Below are 22,097 nucleotides of genomic sequence, written 5' to 3'. Positions count from 1 at the left end.
TATGTATCTCCGTAAAACGAATGCGTGGCCTGGGTAAGGCCATACGCCGGACGCAGCGCCGGGGTGTCGGGCTGCGTCTTGCAAGCAAGCAAGGATTATTCCTTATTGTGACAAATACACCAGAGACGGCCGTCGCTTCGCCCTCTGTTGAGGAACCGTCGCCGATGGGGAGTAGAATGACTGCCACTTCGCCCTCCGGTGTTTGCCGCCCAGATGCCCGTCCTGACTGAACTTGCCCGCCCGGCCCCGGCCCTCGACCAGCCCGCGCCGGACGATCCGTTGCCCATTCGGGAAGTGTCACGGCTGACGGGAGTCAACCCGGTGACCCTGCGGGCCTGGGAGCGGCGCTACGGGTTGATCCAGCCAGTGCGCACCAAAAGTGGGCGTCGTTTGTACTCGATGCACGATATTGAGACAGTCCGCGAGATTCTGCGCTGGATCGAACGTGGCGTCGCGGTCGGTAAGGTCGGCCAGATCCTCGCCAAGACCCGTGCCACCCGCGACCCCCCCCCGGCGCTGCCCGGCAGCGGCGAACCGGGCAGCGACCGGCAATGGCAGGGGCAACTCAAGCGGGCCGTCGGCGAGTTCGACGAGCCACAGCTGGAGCGGCTGTACGGGCAGATCTTCTCCAGCTATTCGTTGCCGGTGGTGTTCCAGGACATTCTCATGCCGTTCTGGAGGCATCTGGCGCAGCAGCGGGAGCCTTACGGCCATACCAGCGAATGGCTGTTCTTCGACCACTTCCTGCGGGCGCGGATCGTGCAGCGCCTGCTGTTGCAGCGCTGCAGCCAGGCGCGTCCGGTGCTGCTGGCGGCGCTGGCCGATCAAGGCCACGAGCTGGAGTCGCTGGTGGCGGCGCTGATGCTGGGCAGTGCCGAAGTGGAGGTCAGGGTGCTGGCGCTGGGGCAGCCGTTCGATGAGCTGACCCTGGTCTGCGAGAAGATCAAACCCCGGGCGCTGGTGCTGTTTTCCAATCATGCACCGGCCGCGGAGCTGCCGCGCCGGTTGAACCGCCTGGCACTGACCCTGGATTGTCCGCTGATGCTGGCAGGAGAGGTGGCCGAATTGGCCCAGGACAGCCTGAATGCGTCGGTGGGCTGCCTGGGGAGTGATGGGCGCTTGATGATGCAGAGGCTGCGGCAGTTCCTCGGCGGTACGCTCGATACCTGAAGGGAACGTGCCGCCTCAGAGGTGCAGGTCGGGGTGGGCCAGGCGGTGCTGTTGCAGGATGAACTGGCGCAGGCGCTCGGTTTCATCCCGGTCGGTCTGGCTCAACCGATAGGCATGGAAGCCGCTGTCGGTCTGGCGCTCGAGGCGGCCGCGCAGGGCGATACGCTCGTAGCCCGAGGGGCTGAACCACTGGGCGAACTGCTTCGGCGGTTTGGTCCGGTTGCGAATCTCCAGCAACACCCCGTTGAACGACACCTCATGAACCCACAACTGGGTGGGCTGCCCCTTGATGTTTTCCAGGGCCACCGGTTCGTCCAGGGTCAGGCGCCAGGGCCGGACCCGCGGCCCGTCTTCGAAGATGCTCGGCACCCCCAGGCGCAGGTGCAGCGCGTGGAACTCGTCTTCCACCAGGTGCAGGGGGAAGGTCATCTGCTGGTTTTCAAAATGCGCCTGGATGGTCACCTGCTCGTTGGCCGCCAGGCGGGTGAGCAGGTCGCGGATCTGTGAGCCGCCGTTGACCAGCAGGCTCGACGTCGCATCCCGCACATTGAGCTGCGGGTTGTGCTGCATGGTCTGGATGAAGTCCAGTTCATCCTGGGTGAGAAGAGAGTCACGGCGCATGATGTGGCTCGAAGGAAATGGTTACAAAGTCAGGGGCGATCAAACGTACTGACACTTAATTCTGCGTCTTGTTAGAGCCGCTCGTCGCCTGCAAAGCGGCGAGTTGCGCGCGGGTTTCGGCCAGTTCCTGTTCCACCTGCGCCAGCCGTTGCTGGGCCTTGACCTGGACCGTCACGTCTTTCTGCACGCCGACAAAATAGGTCAGCTGGTCACTCTCGTTGAACACCGGGGTGATCGACAGCTCGTTCCAGAAATGGCTGCCGTCCTTGCGGTAGTTGCGCAGCACCTGGCGGCAGGGCTGGCCACTGCCCAGGGCCTGGCGAATCACCGCCAGCCCGGGTTGGTCGCGGTCGCCCGACTGGAGAAAGCGGCAATCCTGGTACAGCACCTCGTCGGCGCTGTAGCCGGTGAGCCGTTCGAACGCCGGGTTCACGTAAATGATGATGTTGTCTTCGCCTTCCTGTTCAGCGACGACAATCCCGTCGTTGGAGGCGTTGATCACCAGTTGCAGCAGGTGGGCGTTGATCATCGGGGGTGTTCCGCAGTCGATCGGCAGGTGGGGAATTCTAAGAGATGGCGCGGAGCTGTCCACTGGCCATTACCGGGAAATCACGCTACAAGGCTGGATTTTTTCGCGCAACTGTTAATATCCCAGTCTTTTACTCAGCTTCAGGATCAGATTGATGAAAGTCGCCATCCTTTCCGGCTCGGTGTACGGCACGGCTGAAGAAGTCGCCCGGCACGCCGCCAAGCTCCTCGGTGCCGCAGGTTTCGAAGCCTGGCACAACCCCCGCGCGACCCTGGCGGACCTCCAGGCGTTCGGCCCCGAGGCCTTCCTGGCCGTGACCTCGACCACCGGCATGGGCGAGCTGCCGGACAACCTGCTGCCGCTGTATTCGGCCCTGCGCGATCAACTGCCGGCGGCCTGGCGCGGTTTGCCCAGCGCGGTGATCGGCCTGGGCGATTCGAGCTATGGCGATACCTTCTGTGGCGGTGGCGAGCAGATGCGCGAGCTGTTCGCCGAGCTGGGCCTGCGGGAAGTGCTGGGCATGCTGCGCCTGGACGCCAGCGAAAGCGTGACCCCGGAAACCGACGCCGAGCCCTGGCTGGCCGAGCTGATCAGCGCTTTGCGCGGCTGACCGGGAGTTCGCGCAGCAGCGCCAGCCAGGCTTGTGCGGCCTTGGACAGATAGGCGCCCTGGCGCCAGATGAAGGCGATGTCCCAGCGCAGATAGTCGGGTGCCTTCAGGGTCAGGCGCACCACGCCGGGGCGGACCAGGCCGCGCGCCACCACGCTGGGCAACAGCACCACGCCTTGCCCGGCGGCCACCAGGGCGGCGAGAAAGTCCGCCTGGCCGCTGCGCCCGCCTTCCTTGGGGGTGAACCCCAGCTGCTGGCAGGCCTGCAACAGCCGGTCGTTGAGCACAAAACTGCGCTGATACAGCAGGAATGGCGTGTCCGCCAGTTCCTCCAGGCGCACCTGGGCCTTGCTCGCCAGGGGATGCTCGGTGGGCAGCAACGCATCCAGCGGTTCGTCGCAGAACGGCTGGTAGGCGAAGGCCGGGTCCTTGGGAGTGAGGCTGCCGCCGATCTCCACTTCGCCGTTGAGCACCGCCTGTTCGATATTCAGGCTGCCGCCTTCGAGCAGTTGCACGCTGATGTTCGGGTAGCGCTGGCGGTACTCGGCGAACAGGCCGGCGAACAGCGCATCGCTGCCCAGCAGCGGCAGGCCCAGGCGCAGTTCGCCGCGGGCCAGCTGGCTCAGGTCGTCCAGTTCGCTGAGCAGCTCGTTGCGCAGGCGCAGCATGCCTTCGGCGCGTTGCAGCACCACCCCTCCGGCGGCAGTGAGGTGGATGTGCGAGCCCTGGCGATCCAGCAGCGGCGTGCCGAGGCTCTGCTCCAGTTGAGCGACCTGCTTGCTCACCGCCGACTGGCTGATGTGCAGGGTCTTGGCGGCCTGGGTGAAGCCGCCCTGATGAATCACTTCGACGAAGCTGCGCAGCTGTTTGAAGTCCATGCTCTCGGTTCCCTGCGGTTAATTCCATTATGGAATGGCTTCCAGTCTAACAATTCGCTTCGGTGATGGCAGGCGCTTGCCTAAAATGTAGGCCTGCGAGGACCGAATGCCATGAACGCTTCCACTTTCAAACGCCTGGGCCGCCTGTTATCCGAACTGGCGGTGTTGTTGGCTATTTATCTGTTTGGCTGCCAGCTGGCCGTTTGGCTGGCGTGGCCGATTCCCGGCGGGGTGATCGGCCTGGCCCTGCTGTTGCTGGCGTTCGCCCTGGGCTGGGTCAAGCCGGCCATGCTGCAGATGGGCGCGGGGCTGCTGATGGCCGAGATGCTGCTGTTCTTCATACCGGCGCTGATGAGCCTGCTGGATTATGGCGGCCTGCTGCGCCAGGACGGTTGGCGGATTCTGCTGGTGATTGGCGTCAGCACGCTGATGGTGATGCTGGTCACCGCGTTCACGGTGGAGTGGGTGTGCCGCTGGAGAATGCGTCATGACGCTTGAGCCCATGCCGATGTTCTGGCTGCTGCTGACCCTGGTCGCCTACCTGTTCAGCCGCTGGATCTACCGGCGCACCGGACGCTACCTGTTGTCGCCGCTGATCCTGGTACCGGCCCTGCTGCTGGCGATCGCCGTGCCGCTGCACACCGCCTATGCCGAATACTCCGCCAATACCCATTGGCTGATGCTGGTACTGGGCCCGGTCACCGTGGCGTTCGCGGTGCCGATCTGGCAGCAGCGGCAGCTGTTGGCGCGGCATTGGTCGGCGTTGCTGTTGGGCATGCTGGCGGGCAGCGCGGCGTCCATCGCCAGTTCCTTCGGGCTGGCCCGGGTGCTGGCCCTGGACAGCGCGGTGACGATGTCCCTGGTGCCGCGTTCGATCACCACGCCGTTCGCCATGCCGCTGGCCCACGACCTGGGGGGCGTGCCCGAACTGACAGCGGTGTTCGTGATGTTCACCGGGGTGTTCGGCGCGATGCTCGGCGGTGTCCTGCTCAAATGGCTGCCGCTGCGCAGCGCCCTGGCCCGGGGTGCGCTGTTCGGGGTCGGCGCCCACGGCGCCGGGGTCAGCCGGGCCCATGAAGTCGGTGGCGAAGAGGGCTCCGTGGCGGGGCTGGTGATGGTCCTGACCGGCCTGCTGAACCTGTTCGCCGCGCCTTTATTGGCGTCGTTGCTTTGACGTTGCCGGCGCCGTCCGGAACAAAAACGACCACTGACCCGTTTGGTCAGTAAGCTGGCTGCCAATGCAACTACCTGAACCCGAGGGGCTGACTAGACTGGTTTCCACGCCCTAAAAAAAACAATAAAAACTGCCGTCACTGAGGTCATCGCCGTGAGCCTATCCTCCGTTCAGTCGACATCGAGTGTGAAAGACCGGGTCAGCGCCGCCGAATGGCAGACCCGCGTCGATCTGGCCGCCTGCTACCGCCTGGTGGCGATGCATGGCTGGGACGATCTGATCTTCACCCACATCTCCGCCAAGGTCCCTGGTACCGAAGATTTCCTGATCAACCCGTTCGGCCTGATGTTCCATGAGATCACCGCCTCCAGCCTGGTGAAGGTCGACCAGGCCGGCAACAAGCTGATGGACAGCCCCTACGACATCAACCCCGCCGGCTACACCATCCACAGCGCCGTGCACGAGGCGCGGCACGATGTGGCCTGCGTGCTGCACACCCACACCGCGGCCGGGGTCGCGGTGTCCGCGCAGCGCCAGGGGGTGTTGCCCATCAGCCAGCAGTCGCTGTTCGTCCTCTCGAGCCTGGGGTATCACGCCTATGAGGGCGTGGCCCTGAACCCTGAGGAAAAGGTCCGGCTGCAGGCCGACCTGGGCGACAGCAACTTCCTGATGCTGCACAACCACGGCCTGCTCACCTGCGGCGGCACCATCGCCGACACCTTCCTGATGATGTTCACCTTCCAGCGTGCCTGCGAGATCCAGGTGCTGGCGCAGAATGGCGCGGCGCAACTGATCGCCATCGAACCGCAGATCCTCGCCGGGGCCAGGGCGATGATCGCCGGGGTCACCAAGAGCGCTCAAGGCATGGGGGGCGCGCTGGCGTGGCCGGCGCTGCTGCGCAAACTCGACCAACAAGACGCGGGTTATAAATTCTGATGGCTATCACCGAGATTCCTCTGTGTGTGTGGCGCCAGCGCGGACATAGCTTCGAGTTTCGCGGCCAGGCCATTCGTTACTGGGCCACGGGGCAGGGCGAGCCGCTGCTGCTGATCCATGGCTTTCCCACCGCCGCCTGGGACTGGCACTACCTGTGGCAACCCCTGGCCCTTCGCTACCGGGTGATCGCCTGCGACATGCTGGGGTTCGGCGACTCGGCCAAGCCCCGGGAGCATGAGTACAGCCTGCTGGAGCAGGCGGACCTGCAACAGGCACTGCTCCAACACCTGGGGATCGATGCTCCGGTGCACCTGCTGGCCCACGACTATGGCGACAGCGTCGCCCAGGAACTGCTCGCCCGGCACTACGAAGATCGGAGCGAGATCGCCAGTTGCGTGTTCCTCAATGGCGGCCTGTTCCCGGAAACCCATCGGCCGGTGCTGACCCAGAAGCTGCTGCTCAGCCCCCTGGGCTGGATGCTCGGCCGCGCCTTCAGCCGTGAAGGCCTGGCGAAGATCTTCGGTCAGATTTTCGGCCCGCAGACCCGGCCCAGCGAAAGTGCGCTGGATGATTTCTGGAGCCTGGTGAACGCCAATGGCGGCGTGCGGATCCTGCACAAACTGATCGGCTACATTCCCGAACGCCGGGCGCAGCGCGATCGCTGGGTGAGCGCGATGCAGCGGGGCGAGGTGCCGCTGCGGGTGATCGACGGGGCGGTGGATCCGATTTCCGGGGCGCACATGGTCGAGCGTTACCGTGAGCTGATTCCCGACCCGGATACGGTGCTGCTGACCGACATCGGGCATTACCCGCAGACCGAGGCACCGGTCCAGGTGCTCCAGCACTATCTGGCCTTTCGCGAAAACCTCGAGTTGCCGCCGCAACAACTGGCCTGTTCCTGACGCCGGGATAGACCGGCCCAGTCCCCAACCTCCCGGGGGCTGGCCGGTGCGTCCCTCGATCATCCCCCTGCCTTATTGCCCACCATTCAGCCCCAGCCGTGTTGATTGTGACCACGAGCCCCGTGCCTGACACTCGGGCTCCTGTCCATCTGGCCCGCGGGAGTTCGGTATGAGTGAGTCTGTACGCTTCGAGAATAAAGTCGTGATCGTCACCGGTGCCGGCGGTGGCCTGGGGCGGGCTCATGCGTTGCTGTTCGCCAGGCATGGGGCGAAGGTGCTGGTCAACGACCTGGGCGGCTCGACCCAGGGCGAGGGCGCCAGTGCCTCGGCGGCCGACCGGGTGGTGGCACAGATCCGCGAGGCCGGCGGCATCGCCGAGGCCAACCACGATTCGGTGACCGACGGCGACAAGATCGTGCAGCACGCCCTGGATGCCTTCGGCCGGGTGGATGTGGTGGTGAACAACGCCGGCATCCTGCGCGACAAGACCTTCCACAAGATGGAGGACGCCGATTGGGACCTGGTGTATCGCGTCCACGTCGAAGGCGCCTACAAGGTGACCCGCGCCGCCTGGCCGCATATGCGCGAGCAGGGCTATGGCCGGGTGATCTTCACCGCGTCCACCTCCGGCATCTACGGCAACTTCGGCCAGTCCAACTACGGCATGGCCAAGCTCGGCCTCTACGGCCTGACCCGCACCCTGGCCCTCGAAGGCCGCAAGCACGACATCCTGGTCAACGCTATCGCGCCGACCGGCGGCACCCGGATGACCGAGGGGCTGATTCCGCCGCAGGTGTTCGAGCAACTCAAACCCGAGCTGGTCAGCCCGCTGGTGGTGTACCTGGGCAGCGAGAATTGCCAGGAGACCTCCGGCCTGTTCGAGGTCGGCGGCGGCTGGATGGGCAAGGTGCGCTGGGAGCGCAGCCTGGGCCTGGGCTTTGACCCGCGCCAAGGTTTCTCCCCGGACGATGTCGCCGCCCACTGGCAGCAGATCTGCGACTTCGAAGGCGCGGCCCACCCCAAGGACAATATCGAGGCCTTGAAAGAGATGATGCAGAACCTGCAGAAATACACGCTCTGAGGCCGCCTGCCGGCTGACCCGCATCACTCCGTACAACCGCGGCCCGCGCGGTTGTACTCCTTGTGGGTTGGTCTCTATGCTCGATCAACATCGACCGCATAAGGACCCGCTGCCCATGTACGAATCCAAGACCCAGCCGCTGTTGTCGCGCCTGCTGTTCCTGCGCCGCCTGTTCCTGCACATCCTGGCCACCCTGGGGCTGATTGGCTTCTCCCTGCTGCTGGGGATTGCCGGGCACCTGTATTTCGAGCCGGGCATCAGCGGCTACGACGCGCTGTTCAACGCAGCGATGATGCTCGGCGGCATCGGGCCGGCGACCATGCCGGCCACGGCGGGGGGCAAGCTGTTCTTCGCCAGTTACGGCCTCTATACCAACCTGGTGTTCGTCGCTGCCTTCGGCCTGATCCTGGCGCCGGTGGCCCATCGCCTGTTGCATCGATTCCACTGCGAGCCGGAAGCGCCCACCCAGGGTTGAATCGCTCCCTTCCAGGCCTCCCCGCCGGCAAGAATCTGGAGAAAACCCAGGCATAAAAAAGGCCGCTGCAAGGCAGCGGCCGAAGGAAGACGTTAGATCAAGGAGCAACAAATCAACGTCAGTGAACACCCGGTGAAGATCTGAATATCGTTGCTTCAAACCTTCTGAATTCTGTTGCCCCCGAGGTGGCGCGGTCACACCCCTGGGCGGCTCTGCGTGGCGCTTTGCCGTGAGAGCGAGGCCAGAATAAGGGCTGGCCGGCCAAGGAAAAATAGCGATTCGGGACAAGGACTGTTACAGCCTGGGCAATAGTGGTGCACGCCGCTCGCGCATGCCCTGCGAGGGCGCATTCACAGCAAGCCTGGGAGGAGGCTTGGGCGAAGTGTTGGAGTGGGCGTAGCCGCTGCCTAGGGCTGATACCCCATGCGCCAGCTCACCGCGTGGGCCGCGGCCAGCAGGCGTTGCGCCGCCGGGCCGTTTTCGTCGGCGTGGAACAGCGAGGTCGGGCCGACCACCGTCAGCACCGCGGCGATCTTGCCGGTGGCGTCGAACACCGGCGCCGACAAGGCATCCACGCCGGGCATCAGCAGGCCGTGCACATGGTGCAAACCGCGCTGGCGGATTTGCTCGCACAGCGCAGCGTAAGCCTGATCGTCGGCCAGGGCATGGGGCGCGTGGGCCTGCAGTTCCTGCGCGCGCAAGTCGACGGTTTCGCGGTTCGGCAGATAGGCGCCGAACACCAGCCCGGTGGACGAGCTGAGCAGCGGCAGCACCGAGCCCAGTTGCGTCACCACGGTCACCGCGCGCACGGCGGGTTCGATATGCACCACGGTCGCGCCCTGGTTGCCCCAGACCGCGAGAAAGCAGGTCTCGTTCAACTCATCCCGCAGCTCGGCCAGGGGCAGGGCGGCGACCTTCAACACGTCCATGCTGCCCAGCGCGGCCATGCCCACCCGCAAGGCCTCGCGGCCCAGGCCATAGTGGTTGGTGGCGGTGTTCTGCTCGGCGAAACCGCTGGCGATCAGCGCCTGCAGGTAGCGATGCACCTTGCTCGCCGGCATCTGCACATGTTCGGCCAGGCGCGACAGCGAGGTGGCGGGCGAGAGCTCGGCCAGGGCCTTGAGGATGTCGGTGCCGACCTCGGCCGAACGGACTTTCTGTTTGCCATTGCTGTCGCTGGTGCTGCGCGGTTTTTCCATGGAGGCGGTGTGATCCCGGGACGAATGGGCGTCTTTATAGCTTGACGGTCAATACCAATCAAATTACGTTATCCGTAATTGGATTACGATAAAAATAACGCACGCGTGCCCAGAGCTCCGCCCGTGGAGTCGCAGGTCGCTGCCATCTCCCCGCCCAGGAGGCTCCATGAACCGCGATTCCACGACGTCCGCACTGGTGTACCAGTCGGGCTTCGGCAATGAATTTTCCAGCGAGGCCCTGCCAGGCGCCTTGCCCGTCGGCCAGAACTCCCCGCAAAAAGCCCCCTACGGCCTCTACACCGAACTCTTCTCCGGCACCGCCTTCACCATGGTTCGCAGCGAAGCGCGGCGCACCTGGATGTACCGTATCCAGCCGTCGGCCAACCATCCGGCGTTCGTCAAGCTGGGGCGGCAACTGGCCGGCGGGCCGCTGGGTGAGGTCACCCCCAACCGCCTGCGCTGGAACCCGCTGGAGATCCCCGCCGAGCCGACCGATTTCATCGACGGCCTGGTGAGCATGGCCGCCAACTCGGCGGCGCAGAAACCCGCCGGGATCAGCATCCATACCTATTGCGCCAACCGTTCCATGGAGCGGGTGTTCTTCAACGCCGACGGCGAGTTGCTGCTGGTGCCGGAACAGGGTCGCCTGCGCATCGCCACTGAGCTGGGGGTACTGGAGGTCGAGCCGCTGGAAATCGCCGTGCTGCCCCGGGGCCTGAAATTCCGCGTGGAACTGCTGGATGCCCAGGCCCGGGGCTACGTCGCGGAAAACCACGGCGCGCCGCTGCGCCTGCCCGACCTGGGGCCGATCGGCAGCAACGGCCTGGCCAACCCGCGGGATTTCCTGACCCCGGTCGCCCGCTACGAAGACCTCAAGCAGCCGACCACCCTGGTGCAGAAATTCCTCGGCGAGCTGTGGGGCTGCGAGCTGGATCATTCGCCGCTGAACGTGGTGGCCTGGCACGGCAACAACGTGCCGTACAAATATGACCTGCGCCGCTTCAACACCATCGGCACCGTCAGCTTCGACCATCCGGACCCGTCGATCTTCACCGTGCTGACCTCGCCCACCAGCGTGCATGGCCTGGCCAACCTCGACTTCGTGATCTTCCCGCCGCGCTGGATGGTGGCCGAGAACACCTTCCGTCCGCCGTGGTTCCACCGCAACCTGATGAACGAATACATGGGCCTGATCCAGGGCGCCTACGATGCCAAGGCCGAAGGCTTCGTGCCCGGCGGCGCCTCGCTGCACAGTTGCATGAGCGCCCACGGTCCGGACGGCGAGACCTGCACCAAGGCGATCAACGTCGAGCTGCAGCCGTCGAAGATCGACAACACCATGGCCTTCATGTTCGAGACCAGCCAGGTGCTGCGCCCGAGCCAGTTCGCCCTGGAATGCCCGCAATTGCAGAACGACTACGATGCTTGCTGGGCCTCGCTGCCCGCTACCTTCAACCCGAATCGGAAATGACCCATGAATCAGCCAACCATCACCCGCAGCTGGGTTGCCTCCGCCAACGATCACGCCGACTTCCCGTTGCAGAACCTGCCCCTGGGCGTGTTCAGCCTTGACGGCGGGGCACCGCGCAGCGGCGTGGCCATCGGCGAGCACATCTTCGACCTGGAAGCGGCGCTGGACGCCGGGCTGTTCGAGGGCCCGGCCAGGGCTGCGGTGCTAGCCACCCGCGGCGGCCAGTTGAATGCCTTTTTCGCCCTGGGCCGCCCGGCCCGCGTCGCCCTGCGCGAGCGCCTGCTGGAATTGCTCGGCGAAGGCAGCAGTCTGCAGGCGAAGGTCGAAGCCCAGGGGGCGAAACTGCTGCCCCTGGCCGCCGATTGCCAGATGCACCTGCCGGCGCAGATCGCCGACTACACCGACTTCTACGTCGGCATCGAGCATGCGCAGAACGTCGGCAAGCTGTTCCGTCCGGACAACCCGCTGCTGCCGAACTACAAGTACGTGCCGATCGGCTACCACGGCCGCGCCTCGACCATCCGCCCCTCGGGCGCCGACGTGCGCCGGCCGAAAGGCCAGACCCTGCCCGCCGGCCAGAGCGAGCCGACCTTCGGCCCGTGCGCCCGGCTGGACTACGAGCTGGAACTGGGGATCTGGATCGGCCAGGGCAATGCCATCGGCGAGTCGATCGCCATTGGCGACGCCAGTGAGCACATCGCCGGTTTTTGCCTGCTCAACGACTGGTCGGCCCGGGACATCCAGGCCTGGGAATACCAGCCGCTGGGCCCGTTCCTGTCCAAGAGCTTCATCACCAGCATCTCACCGTGGGTGGTGACCGCCGAAGCCCTGGAACCGTTCCGCCGCGCCCAGGCGCCGCGTCCCCAGGGCGACCCGCAACCGCTGCCTTACCTGCTGGACAACCGCGACCAGGCCGCCGGTGGCCTGGACATCGAGCTGGAAGTGCTGCTGCTCACCGCGGCGATGCGCGAGCAAGGCTTGCCGGCCCACCGCCTGACCCTGAGCAATACCCAGTACATGTACTGGACCGTGGCGCAGATGGTCGCCCACCACAGCGTCAACGGCTGCCAGTTGCAGGCCGGCGACCTGTTCGGTTCGGGCACTTTGTCAGGGCCGCAGAGCCATCAGTTCGGTAGCCTGCTGGAAATCACCGAGGGCGGTAAGAAGCCGATCGAGCTGGCGTCCGGCGAGGTGCGCAAGTTCCTCGAGGACGGTGACGAAATCATCCTGCGCGGCCGCTGCCGTCGCGAGGGTTTCGCCTCCATCGGTTTCGGCGAATGCCGCGGCAAAATCCTGCCAGCCCGTTAACGGAGGCGCGCCATGGAACTCTATACCTACTACCGCTCGACCGCGTCCTACCGGGTGCGCATCGCGCTGGCGCTCAAGGGCCTGGATTACCAGGCGCTGCCGGTCAACCTGCTGGTGCCCGCCGGCGGCGCCAACCGCCAGCCGGAATACCTGCGGATCAACCCCCAGGGCCGGGTGCCGGCCTTGCGTACCGACGACGGCGAGCTGCTGATCCAGTCGCTGGCCATCATCGAGTACCTCGAGGAACGTTATCCACAGGTGCCGCTGCTCTCCAAGGAACTGGCGGCCCGTGCCCACGAGCGCGCCGTGGCGTTGCTGGTCTGCAGCGATATCCATCCGCTGCACAACTCCGGCACGCAGAACCTGTTGCGCCAGTGGGGCTACGACGAAGCCCGGGTGCAGGAATGGATCGCTCACTGGATCGGCAACGGCCTGGCGGCGATCGAGCAGCTGATCGGCGAGCAGGGCTATTGCTTCGGTGACCAGCCGGGCCTGGCCGACACTTGCCTGATTCCCCAACTGTACGCCGCCGAGCGCTTCAAGGTGCCGCTGGAGGCCTACCCGCGGATTCGCCGGGTCGCGGCCCTGGCGGCGGAACACCCGGCCTTCCAGCAAGCCCATCCGGCCAACCAGCCCGATACACCCGCCTGATGCGGGCCCTGTAGCCGCTGCCGTAGGTTCGGGCCGCGTTCGGACGATCGCCCCGAAGGGGCGTGAATCTTGAGGTGGCTGAAGGCCTTTGGCCTTATCGCAGCCTGCGGCAGCGGCTACAGGTTGACCGTGCCCGTCCAGAGGCGCGGCGCTCCATAACTATAAAAACCAACAGGTACCTTGCGATGCACAATCAGATTGCCAGTTTCCGGGCGGCGCTCGACGCCCGTCCGGTGTCGCGTTATCAGTGGTTGCTTCTTCTGCTTCTGGCCCTGTTGCTGGTCACCGACGGCTACGACGCCCAGGTGCTGGGTTATGTGGTGCCGGCCCTGGCCCAGGACTGGGGCCTGGAGAAGGCCGCGTTCGGTCCGGTGTTCAGCGCCAACCTGCTGGGCCTGACCCTGGGCTCGCTGGCGGTGACCCCGCTGGCCGACCGGTTTGGCGTGCGACGGATCCTCCTGGCCTGCGTGCTGATCTACGCCAGCCTCACGGTGCTGATGGTGTTCGCCGACTCGTTGAACACCCTGATGGCCGCGCGTTTTATCTGCGGCATCGGCATGGGCGGAGCGATGCCCAGCGCCATGGCACTGATGTCGGAGTATTCGCCGCCGCGCCTGCGCACCCTGATGGTGACCCTGGCCGCCTGCGGCTTTTCCTTTGGCGGTGCGGCGGGCGGTTTTGTCGCCGCCGGGTTTATCGACCGCTTCGGCTGGCAGGCGGTGTTCCTCGCCGGCGGCGTCACGCCATTGTTGCTGTTTCCGTTTCTAGTCTGGTTCCTGCCCGAGTCCTTGCCGCGCCTGCTGCGCGACCCACCGCCTTATGCGCGCCTGCGCAAAGTCACCGCACGCATGCTGCCGGACTGGCAGCCGCCGGCCGCCTCGGCCCAGCAGAACGAAGCCGGGCAGGGCAGCACGCTCACGGTGATCGAGTTGTTCCGCCATGGTTACGCGCGGCCGACACTGCTGATCTGGTCGACCTTTTTCGTCAGCCTGATCCTGCTGTATTTCATGATCAGCTGGCTGCCGTCGCTGCTGCTGGAAAGCGGCCTGGGGTTGAACGAGGCGAACCTGGTGACTTCGATGTTCCTGTTCGCCGGCACCCTGGGGGCGATCTGCATGGCCTGGTTCGCCGACCGCTTGCAACGCAAAGTGCGGTTGCTTTCGGCGGTGCTGGCCGGTGCTGCGTTGTGCACCTTGCTGCTGGGCTTGAACCACGACAACCCGCGTTATCTGGTGGCCTTCGTCTTCGCTGCCGGCTTCTGCATCATCGGCGGCCAACTGACCCTCAACGCCTTTGCCAGCAACTTCTATCCGGCCCAGGTGCGCGCCACCGGCACCGGCTGGGCCCTGGGCGTCGGGCGCTTCGGTTCGATCCTCGGGCCGCTGTTTGGCAGCCTGCTGCTGGCGATGCACATCCCGGTGCAGCAGATCTTCTTCTTTTGCGCGGTGCCGGCGGTGATCGCGGCGCTGTTGATCATCCAGGTGCGTTCGCCCGAGGCTGGCCCGGTCGCTACCCCTGAACAGCAGGATGCGCTGGCGGTGAAGTTCGCCCGCGAGCAACGCTGAGGTTTCTATAGGAGCCAGGCTTGCCGGCGATGGAGGCGACGCGGTGTGTCAGGCCGGACGCTATCGCGAGCAAGCTTCGCTCCTACAGAAGCGGGTCAATGGACGATGCTGTTGGGCGGCAGGTGCCCCAGGCGTTCAGTCAGGCGCAGGCGCTGGATCGGGTCTTCACTGAGCAGCAGGGCGTGCTCCAGGTCGAAGCGTTCGGCATTGGGGCACTCCAGGCGCTGGTAGAGACTGGCGCGGGCCAGGTAGTCGGAAGCGATGCCGTTGCCCAGTTCCAGCACCCGTTCGGCGTCGATCAGCGCATTGAGATGGTCGTCGTGGCTCAGGTGCAGCTGGCGCAAGTTGCGCGACAGGCGCTGGAGCATCTGCTGCGGGCTGGCCGTGGCCAGATGCTCGGCCGCCAGCTTGATGTTCGGCCCGTACTGGCGTTCCAGCAGTTCACGGCAATCGTGGGGGTACAGGCGGCGACCGCCGCAGGGATCGAGCAGATGGTCGGCGCCGGGCACGCGCAACAGAAAGTGCCCGGGGAAGTTGACCCCGACCATGGGGATTTCCAGGCGCCGCGCCAGCTCCAGGGCGATCAGCGCCAACACCAGCGGTTGTCCGCGGCGGGTGGCCAGGACCTTGTCCAGCAGCGCCGCCTGGGGCCGCAACGGCAGGAATTCGTCTTGCTGGAAACCCAGGTCGTTCAGGCGCCGCAGCAGCGGCTGGCCCAGTTCGCTGACCGCCAACAGCGGCAAGCCGCTGCTGACCCGCTGTTGCAGCTCCTGGAAATCCTGCAGCAATGCCCCGGGCGAGACTTCGGCATTGTGTTCGGCCGCAATCCACAGCGCCGCCTCGAAAAACGCGGGTGGGGACTGTTGCAGGCAGGCGAAGAAAGCTTGGCGCGGGTTCATCGAAATCTCCGGCGAATGCCTCGTTTTAGCCCCGTCGCCGGCGTTCGTCCAGTGCCGCACACATGCCGTAGCAGGTTATTTCCTAAAGCCCGCAAAGGCCCCCAGGCTTATTCCCGCGCGCTCCAGCAATTTTCATGCACAAGCCTATACTGGCGACTACAAGAAGTGATTCGGGAGCCCTACGATGTTCGCTCTCATGCAAAGCACTCGCCTTGAATCGCTGCACCTGAGCGTCGATCCGGCCACCGGGTTGAAGGCGGTGATTGCCATTCATAGCAGTCGCCTGGGGCCCGCCCTGGGAGGTTGCCGCTACCTGGCCTACCCCGACGACGAAAGTGCCGTGGTCGACGCCGTGCGCCTGGCCCAGGGCATGAGCTACAAGGCCGCCCTGGCCGGCTTGCCCCACGGCGGCGGCAAGGCCGTCATCATCCGTCCGCCCCATGTCGAAAGCCGCGCCGCGCTGTTCGAAGCCTTCGGCCGTTGTGTCGAGCAACTCGACGGCCGCTACATCACCGCCATCGACAGCGGCACCTCGGTCGCCGACATGGATTGCATCGCGCAACAGACCCGGCATGTCACCAGCACCACGGCCTCCGGCGACCCGGCGCCCCATGCCGCCATGGGAGTGTTTACCGGCATCCGTGCCACCGCCATGGCGCGCCTGGGCAGCGACAACCTCGAAGGTTTGCGAGTGGCGATCCAGGGCCTGGGCAATGTCGGCTTCGCCCTCGCCGAACAGCTGCATGCGGCGGGCGCCGAACTGCTGGTCAGCGATATCGACCCCGGCAAGGTGCAACTGGCCATGGAGCAACTGGGCGCCCATCCGATCGCCCACGAAGCCTTGCTCAGCACCCCGTGCGACATCCTCGCGCCCTGCGGCCTGGGCGGGGTGCTCAACAGCCACAGCGTGGCGCAACTGCGCTGCTCGGCGGTGGCCGGTTCGGCCAACAACCAGCTGACCAACCTGCAGGTCGCCGACCAGCTGGAAAATCGCGGCATCCTGTATGCCCCGGACTACGTGATCAACGCCGGCGGGCTGATCTACGTCTCGCTCAAGCATCACGGCGAAGAACTGTCGACCATCACTGCCCATCTGTCGAAGATCAGCCAGCGCCTCACCGAAGTCTTCGCCCACGCCCAGGCCGAAAAGCGCTCCCCGGCGCGGGTGGCCGACGACCTGGCGGAGCGTGTGCTGTACCGCTAGGCGCGCAGGCCTTACCCGGCCATTGCGCCTTGTAAGCCCCGGGCCACAAGCGCGGGGCGCGACAACTGCACGCTGACCCGGCGTGCCAGGAGCCCTGTGATGTCCCACAAGGTCACGTTGCCCTATACCCGCCATTTGTCTCCGGACGGCCAGTTGCTCGGCGACCTGCCGGCCTGGGCCGACGACTTCAATCTGCTGACCCGGCTCTACCGGCAGATGGTCCTGACCCGGCTGTTCGACCAGAAGGCCGTAGCCCTGCAACGCACTGGCCGCATCGGCACCTACGCGCCGACCCTCGGCCAGGAAGCCATAGGCGTGGCCATCGGCAGCCTGATGCGCGCCGAAGACGTGCTGGTGCCCTATTACCGCGACACCGCCGTGCAACTGATGCGCGGAGTGCGCATGGAGGAGATCCTGCTGTACTGGGGCGGCGACGAGCGCGGCAGCGACTTCGCCGACCCGGCGGCGGCCGAGGACTTCCCGATCTGCGTGCCGATTGCCACCCAGGCCCTGCATGCCTGCGGCGTGGCCAGCGCGTTCAAGATCCGTGGCGAGCACCGGGTGGCGGTGACCACCTGTGGCGATGGCGCCACCAGCAAGGGCGACTTCCTCGAAGCCCTGAATGTGGCGGGCGCCTGGCAGTTGCCGGTGGTGTTCGTGATCAACAACAACCAATGGGCGATCTCGGTGCCGCGGCGCATCCAGTGCGGCGCGCCGACCCTGGCGCAGAAAGCCATAGGTGCCGGCTTCCACGGCGAACAGGTCGACGGCAACGATATGCTGGCGGTGTACGACCGGGTGCGGGCCGCCCTGGAGCGCGCCCGGCATGGCAAGGGCCCGGTGCTGCTGGAGTGCCTGAGCTATCGCCTGGGCGACCACACCACTGCCGACGACGCCACCCGTTATCGGGCCGCGGACGAGGTCAAGCAGGCCTGGCTGGAAGAGCCGATCAAGCGTATGCAACGTTTCATGGCCGGGCAGGGGGTGTGGGACGAAAACCGCGAGCAGGCGCTGATCGCGGAATGCCAGGGGTTGGTGCAGCAGGCTGTGGACAACTTCGATGCGGCAGGCACCCAGGCCCCCGAATCGGTACTCGAGCATGTCTACGCGCAGTGGCCGGCGGCCCTGGCCGAGCAGCGCGAGATGTTCCTCGAACGGCTGGCGCGGCGCAGGGGAGGTGCGGGCCATGAGTAACGGCACATTCAGCCTGCTGGAGGCGGTGAACCTGGCGCTGCACCGGGCCATGGCCGAGGACGAGAACGTGATCGTCCTGGGTGAGGACGTCGGCGTGAACGGCGGGGTGTTCCGCGCCACCCTGGGGCTGCGGGACAGCTTCGGTTTCAAGCGGGTGATCGACTCGCCGCTGGCGGAAACCATGCTCGGCGGGCTGGTGGTGGGCATGGCTGCCCAGGGGTTGAAGCCGGTCGTGGAAATCCAGTTCATGGGCTTTATCTACGCGACCATGGAGCACCTGATCTCCCACGCCAGCCGCCTGCGCAACCGCACCCGTGGTCGCCTCACCTGCCCGATGGTGCTGCGCACCCCCATGGGCGCGGGCATTCGCGCGCCGGAGCACCACAGTGAAAGCACCGAGGCGCTGTTCGCCCATATTCCGGGGCTGCGGGTGCTGGTGCCGTCCTCGCCGGCGCGGGCCTACGGCCTGCTGCTGGCAGCCATCGACGATCCCGACCCGGTGCTGTTTCTCGAACCGGCCCGGCTCTACCGCATGAGCCCGCAACCGCTGGTGGACGACGGTAAGCGCCTGCCCCTGGACAGCTGCTTCACCCTGCGCGAAGGCAGCGACATCACTCTCGTCAGTTGGGGCGCGAGCATCGTCGAGACCTTGCAGGCCGCCAGCGCGCTGGCCGAGCAGGGCGTGTCGGCGGAGGTGATCGACGTCGCCAGCATCAAGCCCCTGGACCTGGACACCCTGGAAGCCTCGGTGCGCAAGACCGGGCGTTGCGTGATCGTGCATGAGGCGCCGCGTACTTGCGGGGTCGGCGCGGAAATCGCCGCCAGCCTCTACGAGCGGGTGTTGCTGGAGTTGCAGGCGCCGATCCTGCGGGTCACCGCGCCGGACATTCCGCCGCCGCTGTATCGCCTGGAGTCGCTGTACATCCCTAGCGTCGAAGACATTCTCCACGCCTGCGACCGCACCCTGAATTTTGCCTGAGGAGGCCGCGATGAAATATTTCAAACTGCCCGATCTGGGCGAAGGCCTGCAGGAAGCGGAGGTCGTCGAATGGCACGTCAGGGCTGGCGATACAGTCAAAGCCGACCAGTTGCTGGTGTCGGTGGAAACCGCCAAGGCCCTGGTGGACATTCCCGCGCCCTATGACGGGGTGGTGGCGAAAACCTACGGTGCCCCGGGCGATATCCTGCATGTCGGCGAACCCTTGCTCGGCTACGAAGGCGAGGCGGATGCCGGCACCGTGGTCGGACGCCTCGACGGCGGTGGGGCCGGCCAGGAGGACCGGTTCTTTGTCGGCGCCGCGCCCTCGACCCGCGAACACATGGCGGTGCGCGCCACGCCGGCGGTGCGCCAGCTGGCCCGGCAGTTGGGGGTGGATGTGAATGCCCTGAGGGGTTCGGCCAAGGACGGGCTGATTACCCGCAGCGATGTGGAAAGCGCCGCGCAGCAGGAGCGTGAGCGCTTCGGTGGCGACCGGCTGCGCGGGGTACGCCGGAGCATGGCGCTGAACATGGCCCGTTCCCATGCCGAGGTGGTGCCGGTGACGATTTTCGCCGACGCCGACCTGTATCGCTGGGGGCAGGCCCGGGACCCGCTGATCCGCCTGGCCAAGGCGCTGGCGGCGGCCTGTGCGGTGGAGCCGGTGCTCAACAGCGCGTTCGACGGCAAGACCCTGTCGCTCAAGCAGCATCGGCACCTCGACCTCGGGATCGCCGTGGACACCCCCGACGGCCTGTTCGTGCCGGTGCTGCGCAACGTCGGCCAGCGCGATGCCGCGGACCTCAAGGAAGGAGTGGCGCGTTTGCGCGCCGATGTCCAGGCCCGCTCCATTCCGCCCAAGGAAATGATGGGCGCGACCCTGACCCTGTCCAACTTCGGCACCCTGTTCGGGCGTTACGCCAACCCGGTGGTGATGCCGCCGCAAGTGGCGATCCTCGCCGCCGGAGCGATCCGCGATGAACCGGTGGCGGTGAACGGCGCGGTGGCGGTGCATCCGCTGTTGCCGCTGTCCCTGACCTTCGACCACCGGGTGGTGACCGGTGGGGAGGCCGCGCGGTTTTTCAAGGTATTGGTAGAGGCGCTGGAGCAACCCGAGGCGTAGTTTTCCACAGGTATGAAAAAGGCCCTGGGCGGGAAACCCAGGGCCTTCTCGATTCGCAACCGGCTTACTTGGCGGCTTTGCTCGCCTTGGCGGGCTTGGCCGCAGCTGCGGGTTCCGCCGGTTCGGAGGCTGCCGCGGGAGCCTCGGGTACGGCCGCCACAACAGGCTCGCTGAGCAGTTCGGACAGGGCGTCCGGTTGGCTCTTGAAGGCCTTGGCGAACACATCGCGGTTCTTCGCCATGTAGATCCCGGCTTCTTCCACTTGCTGCTCGGTCAGGGACGGCACGGCTTTTTGCAACACTTGCGCCAGCAGTTCAGCCAGTTCGAGCATTTTGTCATGACGGTCAGCTTCGGCTTTATCCATGAACAAGCGCTCCAGATCTCGGCTGCTGCGGTATACCACTTCGACGGCCATTCACCACCTCACATGCCTTCACGATAATGGGTCTTTGCTACTACTGTATTTATATACAGCGAGAAGGATAAGCGAATCTCTTCGCCTTGAATAGTGGCTTTTCAATGTAGCCGGGTTTCGAGGTTTGTCAGTTGATCGGCGTCGATCCAATCGCGGGCAAGCCCACAGAAGTGTCCAGCCGCCCCCGATCGCCATCTCACACCCCGACGCTGGCCTTTTTTCTGCATGCAGAACAACCGTCACGTCCAACCCGCATCATCCGGTCGAAGCGACCTAAGGAAGAACCATCGTGAAAATCAATTGGGCCGAGAAACTGCGGCAGAACGTCCATCATCTGGCCGAGTCCCTGGGCAATCTGTTCGTCGAGTCGTTCCACTACCTGGCGCTGTTCGCCATCGGCGCGGTGACGGCCTGGGCGGCGGTGATGGAATTCCTCGGGATGCTCGAGCAGGGCCATATCAAGATCGACGACATTCTCCTGCTGTTCATCTACCTCGAACTGGGCGCCATGGTCGGCATCTACTTCAAGACCAACCCAACGTTACTAACACTCGAAATAAACTCAAAACCAAGCCGAAACGGACTTCTGGCTGCCTGACCCTGTGTATTGCATTTCATCGTCTTGGTGTTGTATCTGATTGGAGCGGTAGAAAATGGATAACCTGAATTGGGCTGACAAGCTCCGCAAAAACCTTCATTGCTCGGCTGATTCTCTGGGGAATCTGTGTGTTGAGGCCTTCCATTATCTAGCCCTGTTTGGCATTGGAGCTATCACCGCCTATGCTGCCGTTGTTACCTTTATTAGAATGCTAGGCGAAGGCAGTGTCAGTGTTGACGACATCCTTTTGCTATTCATTTACCTAGAGTTAGGGGCAATGGTAGGTATTTATTTTAAAACAAATCATATGCCAATTAGGTTTCTTCTTTATGTTGCTATTACTGCTTTGACAAGGTTGTTAATTGGTGATGTGTCACACCATAAAGATCCTGATGCTGGACTTTTGTATGTTTGTGGTGGGATTTTGCTACTTGCTTTCTCAATTTTTGTTGTCCGATTTGCATCCTTTAAATATCCCTCGACAAAAGCTATAGATTCAAGTGGGAAAGAAATCTAAGATCTTGGCAGGGGCAGGTATATAAGGGTTTTTGCCTCTGCTATCACTGCCTTTGATAAAGGTTTATAACAGGGGTGCCCTCGAGTACGGTTGTCGATGCGAATGGACAGGTTGTTGAGGGGGCAGTAATAAGTAAATTCTGAAATTTTCTCAAGTAGTAATTGATCCTGTAGTCATGCGGATGTTTGATTGGATGTGTTTTACATGTTAATCATGTTTGTGTTATAAGTCTGTAACTGAAAGGTGAAATTGCATAGAGGGATTTATGGCTTACGTTGAAGTTAATCATGATTTGGTGAAATTTGTTGATCCAAGTATATATGCGGATCTGATAGCGAAGAATGATGAGGCAGCTTGCGTATTACGTCTCCAGCTTATTTGTGAAAGATTTTTGAGCGTTTACCTTAGTGAAAGGATACCTCCAGAAAACCTAGAGTTTTTTACTACCGGTAAAGGAAATAAAGCTGAACTTCTGAAGTATTTCAACGAAAAATTGACTGCAGCAATCGCTTCAGGTTTACCTGCAAATTTGGCAAGACCGTTGAAACATTTGAATCAGTTGCGGAATAAGTTTGCTCACAATCTCGAAAAAGAGCTGGAAG

23 protein-coding genes and 2 pseudogenes are annotated in these 22,097 nt (G+C 64.2%); 19 read left to right on the top strand and 6 right to left on the bottom strand.

The features are described 5' to 3' along the window. The first annotated feature begins 213 nt into the window (after positions 1 to 213). On the top strand, positions 214 to 1,170 hold the full coding sequence (locus ACQKQA_RS16905) for a MerR family transcriptional regulator (protein ID WP_427559726.1): 957 nt from the start codon (positions 214 to 216) through the stop codon (positions 1,168 to 1,170). Positions 1,171 to 1,185: 15 nt separating this feature from the next. On the opposite strand, the gene ACQKQA_RS16900 is transcribed toward ACQKQA_RS16905, so the two are convergent. Together ACQKQA_RS16900 and ACQKQA_RS16895 are read right to left on the bottom strand one after the other, a co-directional pair. Continuing rightward, positions 1,186 to 1,791 (bottom strand): hypothetical protein, encoded by a 606-nt coding sequence (locus tag ACQKQA_RS16900; protein WP_427559723.1) that lies wholly within the window; start codon positions 1,789 to 1,791, stop codon positions 1,186 to 1,188. Between the two features lie 55 nt (positions 1,792 to 1,846). Further along, entirely contained in the window at positions 1,847 to 2,320 is a 474-nt protein-coding gene (locus tag ACQKQA_RS16895) for a PAS domain S-box protein (RefSeq protein WP_427559720.1), read from the bottom strand. Positions 2,321 to 2,474: 154 nt separating this feature from the next. Here ACQKQA_RS16895 and ACQKQA_RS16890 point away from each other — a divergent pair, with 154 nt between their 5' ends. After that, positions 2,475 to 2,930 carry a flavodoxin gene (locus ACQKQA_RS16890; RefSeq protein WP_427559718.1) on the top strand — a complete coding sequence of 152 codons (456 nt, stop codon included), beginning with the start codon at positions 2,475 to 2,477 and terminating at the stop codon, positions 2,928 to 2,930. Here ACQKQA_RS16890 and ACQKQA_RS16885 read toward each other — a convergent pair. Beyond that, positions 2,911 to 3,807, bottom strand: coding sequence for a LysR family transcriptional regulator (locus tag ACQKQA_RS16885; protein WP_427559716.1), 897 nt, complete (start codon positions 3,805 to 3,807; stop codon positions 2,911 to 2,913). The genes ACQKQA_RS16890 and ACQKQA_RS16885 overlap by 20 nt on opposite strands. Before the next feature lie 111 nt (positions 3,808 to 3,918). On the opposite strand from ACQKQA_RS16885, the gene ACQKQA_RS16880 reads away from it, so the two are divergent. From ACQKQA_RS16880 to ACQKQA_RS16855, 6 genes are all read left to right on the top strand, one after another. Beyond that, positions 3,919 to 4,305: a CidA/LrgA family protein gene (locus tag ACQKQA_RS16880; RefSeq protein WP_427559713.1), complete on the top strand. Its 387-nt coding sequence runs from the start codon at positions 3,919 to 3,921 to the stop codon at positions 4,303 to 4,305. Further along, positions 4,295 to 4,981, top strand: coding sequence for an LrgB family protein (locus ACQKQA_RS16875; RefSeq protein WP_427559710.1), 687 nt, complete (start codon positions 4,295 to 4,297; stop codon positions 4,979 to 4,981). Before ACQKQA_RS16880 ends, ACQKQA_RS16875 begins: the two co-directional genes overlap by 11 nt. Positions 4,982 to 5,134: 153 nt before the next feature. Then, positions 5,135 to 5,917 (top strand): class II aldolase/adducin family protein, encoded by a 783-nt coding sequence (locus ACQKQA_RS16870; RefSeq protein ID WP_427559708.1) that lies wholly within the window; start codon positions 5,135 to 5,137, stop codon positions 5,915 to 5,917. Continuing rightward, positions 5,917 to 6,819: an alpha/beta fold hydrolase gene (locus ACQKQA_RS16865; RefSeq protein ID WP_427559706.1), complete on the top strand. Its 903-nt coding sequence runs from the start codon at positions 5,917 to 5,919 to the stop codon at positions 6,817 to 6,819. The genes ACQKQA_RS16870 and ACQKQA_RS16865 overlap by 1 nt, the downstream gene beginning before the upstream one ends. A gap of 169 nt (positions 6,820 to 6,988) precedes the next feature. Further along, a complete protein-coding gene (locus ACQKQA_RS16860) occupies positions 6,989 to 7,900 on the top strand; it encodes an SDR family oxidoreductase (RefSeq protein ID WP_427559704.1) in 912 nt (303 codons plus the stop codon). A gap of 115 nt (positions 7,901 to 8,015) precedes the next feature. Beyond that, the gene (locus ACQKQA_RS16855) at positions 8,016 to 8,375 is read left to right on the top strand and encodes a hypothetical protein (RefSeq protein WP_427559701.1); all 360 of its coding nucleotides are present in this window, start codon (positions 8,016 to 8,018) and stop codon (positions 8,373 to 8,375) included. A 407-nt stretch (positions 8,376 to 8,782) separates the two neighbouring features. Here ACQKQA_RS16855 and ACQKQA_RS16850 read toward each other — a convergent pair whose 3' ends face one another. Further along, a complete protein-coding gene (locus ACQKQA_RS16850; RefSeq protein ID WP_427559698.1) occupies positions 8,783 to 9,574 on the bottom strand; it encodes an IclR family transcriptional regulator in 792 nt (263 codons plus the stop codon). Positions 9,575 to 9,740: 166 nt separating this feature from the next. Here ACQKQA_RS16850 and hmgA point away from each other — a divergent pair, with 166 nt between their 5' ends. The 4 genes from hmgA (at position 9,741) to ACQKQA_RS16830 (ending at position 14,569) form a co-directional block, all read left to right on the top strand. Further along, positions 9,741 to 11,045 (top strand): homogentisate 1,2-dioxygenase, encoded by a 1,305-nt coding sequence (hmgA, locus tag ACQKQA_RS16845; RefSeq protein ID WP_427559695.1) that lies wholly within the window; start codon positions 9,741 to 9,743, stop codon positions 11,043 to 11,045. Between the two features lie 3 nt (positions 11,046 to 11,048). Further along, complete coding sequence (fahA, locus tag ACQKQA_RS16840; protein WP_427559693.1) at positions 11,049 to 12,353, top strand: fumarylacetoacetase; 1,305 nt, start codon at positions 11,049 to 11,051, stop codon at positions 12,351 to 12,353. 12 nt (positions 12,354 to 12,365) lie between these two features. Then, positions 12,366 to 13,004 carry a maleylacetoacetate isomerase gene (maiA, locus tag ACQKQA_RS16835; protein WP_427559690.1) on the top strand — a complete coding sequence of 213 codons (639 nt, stop codon included), beginning with the start codon at positions 12,366 to 12,368 and terminating at the stop codon, positions 13,002 to 13,004. 185 nt (positions 13,005 to 13,189) lie between these two features. Next, a complete protein-coding gene (locus ACQKQA_RS16830; protein ID WP_427559686.1) occupies positions 13,190 to 14,569 on the top strand; it encodes an MFS transporter in 1,380 nt (459 codons plus the stop codon). Between the two features lie 95 nt (positions 14,570 to 14,664). On the opposite strand, the gene ACQKQA_RS16825 is transcribed toward ACQKQA_RS16830, so the two are convergent. Further along, complete coding sequence (locus ACQKQA_RS16825; RefSeq protein ID WP_427559683.1) at positions 14,665 to 15,468, bottom strand: SirB1 family protein; 804 nt, start codon at positions 15,466 to 15,468, stop codon at positions 14,665 to 14,667. Positions 15,469 to 15,652: 184 nt separating this feature from the next. On the opposite strand from ACQKQA_RS16825, the gene ACQKQA_RS16820 reads away from it, so the two are divergent. The 4 genes from ACQKQA_RS16820 (at position 15,653) to ACQKQA_RS16805 (ending at position 19,965) form a co-directional block, all read left to right on the top strand. Next, positions 15,653 to 16,672 carry a Leu/Phe/Val dehydrogenase gene (locus ACQKQA_RS16820; RefSeq protein ID WP_427559680.1) on the top strand — a complete coding sequence of 340 codons (1,020 nt, stop codon included), beginning with the start codon at positions 15,653 to 15,655 and terminating at the stop codon, positions 16,670 to 16,672. Between the two features lie 99 nt (positions 16,673 to 16,771). Then, on the top strand, positions 16,772 to 17,866 hold the full coding sequence (gene pdhA, locus ACQKQA_RS16815) for a pyruvate dehydrogenase (acetyl-transferring) E1 component subunit alpha (protein ID WP_427559677.1): 1,095 nt from the start codon (positions 16,772 to 16,774) through the stop codon (positions 17,864 to 17,866). Further along, positions 17,859 to 18,845, top strand: a complete 987-nt coding sequence (locus tag ACQKQA_RS16810) for an alpha-ketoacid dehydrogenase subunit beta (RefSeq protein ID WP_427559674.1) — start codon at positions 17,859 to 17,861, stop codon at positions 18,843 to 18,845. Before pdhA ends, ACQKQA_RS16810 begins: the two co-directional genes overlap by 8 nt. A 10-nt stretch (positions 18,846 to 18,855) precedes the next feature. After that, positions 18,856 to 19,965: a dihydrolipoamide acetyltransferase family protein gene (locus ACQKQA_RS16805; RefSeq protein ID WP_427559672.1), complete on the top strand. Its 1,110-nt coding sequence runs from the start codon at positions 18,856 to 18,858 to the stop codon at positions 19,963 to 19,965. 166 nt (positions 19,966 to 20,131) lie between these two features. On the opposite strand, the pseudogene ACQKQA_RS16800 reads toward ACQKQA_RS16805, so the two are convergent. Next, a pseudogene (locus ACQKQA_RS16800) lies at positions 20,132 to 20,380 on the bottom strand (YebG family protein); the annotation flags it as partial. Between the two features lie 289 nt (positions 20,381 to 20,669). On the opposite strand from ACQKQA_RS16800, the pseudogene ACQKQA_RS16795 reads away from it, so the two are divergent. The 3 genes and pseudogenes from ACQKQA_RS16795 to ACQKQA_RS16785 all read left to right on the top strand — a co-directional run. Beyond that, positions 20,670 to 20,915, top strand: a pseudogene (locus tag ACQKQA_RS16795) (phosphate-starvation-inducible PsiE family protein); the annotation flags it as partial. Positions 20,916 to 21,033: 118 nt separating this feature from the next. After that, positions 21,034 to 21,495: a phosphate-starvation-inducible protein PsiE gene (locus ACQKQA_RS16790; RefSeq protein ID WP_427559669.1), complete on the top strand. Its 462-nt coding sequence runs from the start codon at positions 21,034 to 21,036 to the stop codon at positions 21,493 to 21,495. Positions 21,496 to 21,760: 265 nt separating this feature from the next. Then, the coding region (locus ACQKQA_RS16785; protein ID WP_427559666.1) for a hypothetical protein at positions 21,761 to 22,097 on the top strand (337 nt) is incomplete at its 3' end.

The sequence above is a fragment of the Pseudomonas sp. NPDC089530 genome (assembly GCF_050280705.1).
Lineage (GTDB): Bacteria > Pseudomonadota > Gammaproteobacteria > Pseudomonadales > Pseudomonadaceae > Aquipseudomonas.
Note: the sequence above shows the minus strand (reverse complement) of the source record. Positions and strands in the feature narration are given on the sequence as shown.

What these genes read in the sequence shown, in the direction of transcription:
- ACQKQA_RS16905 (WP_427559726.1), top strand. Translation starts at nt 214, where the DNA reads ATGCCCGTCCTGACTGAACTTGCCCGCCCGGCCCCGGCCCTCGACCAG.
- ACQKQA_RS16900 (WP_427559723.1), bottom strand. Translation starts at nt 1,791, where the DNA reads ATGCGCCGTGACTCTCTTCTCACCCAGGATGAACTGGACTTCATCCAG.
- ACQKQA_RS16895 (WP_427559720.1), bottom strand. Translation starts at nt 2,320, where the DNA reads ATGATCAACGCCCACCTGCTGCAACTGGTGATCAACGCCTCCAACGAC.
- ACQKQA_RS16890 (WP_427559718.1), top strand. Translation starts at nt 2,475, where the DNA reads ATGAAAGTCGCCATCCTTTCCGGCTCGGTGTACGGCACGGCTGAAGAA.
- ACQKQA_RS16885 (WP_427559716.1), bottom strand. Translation starts at nt 3,807, where the DNA reads ATGGACTTCAAACAGCTGCGCAGCTTCGTCGAAGTGATTCATCAGGGC.
- ACQKQA_RS16880 (WP_427559713.1), top strand. Translation starts at nt 3,919, where the DNA reads ATGAACGCTTCCACTTTCAAACGCCTGGGCCGCCTGTTATCCGAACTG.
- ACQKQA_RS16875 (WP_427559710.1), top strand. Translation starts at nt 4,295, where the DNA reads ATGACGCTTGAGCCCATGCCGATGTTCTGGCTGCTGCTGACCCTGGTC.
- ACQKQA_RS16865 (WP_427559706.1), top strand. Translation starts at nt 5,917, where the DNA reads ATGGCTATCACCGAGATTCCTCTGTGTGTGTGGCGCCAGCGCGGACAT.
- ACQKQA_RS16860 (WP_427559704.1), top strand. Translation starts at nt 6,989, where the DNA reads ATGAGTGAGTCTGTACGCTTCGAGAATAAAGTCGTGATCGTCACCGGT.
- ACQKQA_RS16855 (WP_427559701.1), top strand. Translation starts at nt 8,016, where the DNA reads ATGTACGAATCCAAGACCCAGCCGCTGTTGTCGCGCCTGCTGTTCCTG.
- ACQKQA_RS16850 (WP_427559698.1), bottom strand. Translation starts at nt 9,574, where the DNA reads ATGGAAAAACCGCGCAGCACCAGCGACAGCAATGGCAAACAGAAAGTC.
- hmgA (WP_427559695.1), top strand. Translation starts at nt 9,741, where the DNA reads ATGAACCGCGATTCCACGACGTCCGCACTGGTGTACCAGTCGGGCTTC.
- fahA (WP_427559693.1), top strand. Translation starts at nt 11,049, where the DNA reads ATGAATCAGCCAACCATCACCCGCAGCTGGGTTGCCTCCGCCAACGAT.
- maiA (WP_427559690.1), top strand. Translation starts at nt 12,366, where the DNA reads ATGGAACTCTATACCTACTACCGCTCGACCGCGTCCTACCGGGTGCGC.
- ACQKQA_RS16830 (WP_427559686.1), top strand. Translation starts at nt 13,190, where the DNA reads ATGCACAATCAGATTGCCAGTTTCCGGGCGGCGCTCGACGCCCGTCCG.
- ACQKQA_RS16825 (WP_427559683.1), bottom strand. Translation starts at nt 15,468, where the DNA reads ATGAACCCGCGCCAAGCTTTCTTCGCCTGCCTGCAACAGTCCCCACCC.
- ACQKQA_RS16820 (WP_427559680.1), top strand. Translation starts at nt 15,653, where the DNA reads ATGTTCGCTCTCATGCAAAGCACTCGCCTTGAATCGCTGCACCTGAGC.
- pdhA (WP_427559677.1), top strand. Translation starts at nt 16,772, where the DNA reads ATGTCCCACAAGGTCACGTTGCCCTATACCCGCCATTTGTCTCCGGAC.
- ACQKQA_RS16810 (WP_427559674.1), top strand. Translation starts at nt 17,859, where the DNA reads ATGAGTAACGGCACATTCAGCCTGCTGGAGGCGGTGAACCTGGCGCTG.
- ACQKQA_RS16805 (WP_427559672.1), top strand. Translation starts at nt 18,856, where the DNA reads ATGAAATATTTCAAACTGCCCGATCTGGGCGAAGGCCTGCAGGAAGCG.
- ACQKQA_RS16790 (WP_427559669.1), top strand. Translation starts at nt 21,034, where the DNA reads ATGGATAACCTGAATTGGGCTGACAAGCTCCGCAAAAACCTTCATTGC.